Consider the following 1850-nt stretch of genomic DNA (forward strand, 5'->3'; position numbering starts at 1 on the left):
CACGAGTCCTGATCGGTTGAACGTATTACCGAGTAATGATTTTAGCTTGCATGTTACCCCCCCATAAAATTAACTCAGTACCTTCATGTTATTTTATATATTGTGGAAATATAAACATTATCCTATCGTAAGGATTCAAGTGTACAGAGAAGGGATGAGGGAAGGAGGTTCGGTTAAATGACCCGATTGAGCCATGAGAGCTTGCTCGTTCGCGTAGCGTGACCAAAGGTCAAAAAATCCATGACTGACCGTTGTTGAAAACGGCAAGTTTGGACTGGTCGTGTAGTAAATTAGCGGTCTGTTGGAAACGTTCTTCAGAACGAGAGCCACCACTCACCTTGCGCTTGGTCACTGCCAAACGTTTTGACCTCTCGGCTAGATTATTATCCGGTGGAACTTGGGGGTGGTCTAAAAAATACCACCATTGGGCAGCCTTCTGTTTGAGGGAGCGCAGTAACTTACCCGCTTCCGCGACCGCCACCGACCACCACGTTTCGAGAGTCAACTGTACCTGAGTTTTGAATCCCCTGACCCACTGTTGGTACTCCGTCTCATCTCCATTCTCTTGCCAGAGCCGATAATGGCGAAAAGCTTCATCGATCAGACTCACGAGCGCTTCTCCAATAGCTCGGTTGTGTAGTCCGGGCTGTTTGATTAACCTCAGAAAGTGACGACTTTGATGGGCGCTTTCACTTCTGTTGATCCTTGACCTCATAACCGTTGTAGACGCGCTTATTCATCAGTAATGAGAACCCCTCGATAGGACGGCCCCAACTGGCAAACCAGTTCCAGGCGAGAGCGAGTATCGACCGCATGAAACAGACAGAATTGGGGATGACTCAAAACCCATAGCCATTCTTTGACTCCCTTGACCGTCGATGGGGGTTTCATCCACGTGAAGATTGGGTTGTTCTCGATTGACCCAGGTAATGATGGCTTAATCGCTGTGATTAGCAGCTGTTGCCAGTCGTTGGTTTGTGTTCACTTAGTCCCGACTCCAATAAAGATTGCTGCCAATTTCCCACAACAGTTCCTGCTGTTTTTCTTTTGGCAAATGTCCTATGTTCCAAGAGGCACCAAGTAATCCTTGCAGCCTACCTCCATAATCTTGTCCGGGGATGATAGAAGTTGGCCACGGTACACTTGTATTCCCCCCACACTCACGACACTGACAATGATGGCGCTGGTATTCTACGATTTCTATAGGGCGCTCGACGAGCTGGGCGACTTGAAGGGTTTCAACTTTGACCGAGGTCGTTTCCTAATGACTCACACCGCAGGTAGAGCATTGTAAAGGACGCAGCATTTGACAGCGGTCTACTCGTCCAAAACCTTTACGAGTCTTTCCTTTGTGTCCGGGCTGTCCTCCAGGTTTTCTTTTGGCTGAAGTGTGGGATTCTGAGGCGAGTGAAGGTTTCTTTTCCGACTTTTTGAGCAAGTCGCTTGATGGCGGTTTGGATGAAGTCTGACTATCGAGGTCTCGGCTGATCACGAGTCGTTCGATTTCGAGGGTGAGCTTCTTGACGCTTAGCCTGCTGTTGCTGATGCTGCTTCCTTTGCTCCAATATAATCTCTACCAGTTCTTCTTATGATAACTGGTCGTATTGAGCCATTTTAGGGGAAAGTCCGAAGCTACACATTCTTTTAGTAATTTGGCGACCCCACCCCAAGCTTTGTCAACCCCCTACCTGAATCCTTACATCAATTCAATATACTAGACTATTGCCAATTTTAGTGTTGAGTATAGCAATGTCTCTGATTGTTGGAACCAGAATCCATAGTGGTGTTGATGGTTATATCCCTGAATTAGGTAAAGTGGAAAATTGGTGTGATCAGGTACTAGAATACGC

The 1850-nt window shown here is 47.1% G+C and carries 1 protein-coding gene and 2 pseudogenes; all 3 read right to left on the minus strand.

What is annotated here, in order from left to right:
* Positions 1–313 precede the first annotated feature (313 nt).
* A pseudogene (locus tag F6K49_RS45125) lies at positions 314–715 on the minus strand (transposase); the annotation flags it as partial.
* Positions 716–732: 17 nt separating this feature from the next.
* Positions 733–891 carry a hypothetical protein gene (locus F6K49_RS45130; protein ID WP_293108645.1) on the minus strand — a complete coding sequence of 53 codons (159 nt, stop codon included), beginning with the start codon at positions 889–891 and terminating at the stop codon, positions 733–735.
* Between the two features lie 448 nt (positions 892–1339).
* Positions 1340–1546: pseudogene (locus tag F6K49_RS45135) on the minus strand (DUF6444 domain-containing protein); the annotation flags it as partial.
* Between the last annotated feature and the right edge of the window lie 304 nt (positions 1547–1850).

It is taken from the genome of Moorena sp. SIO3I6, assembly GCF_010672095.1.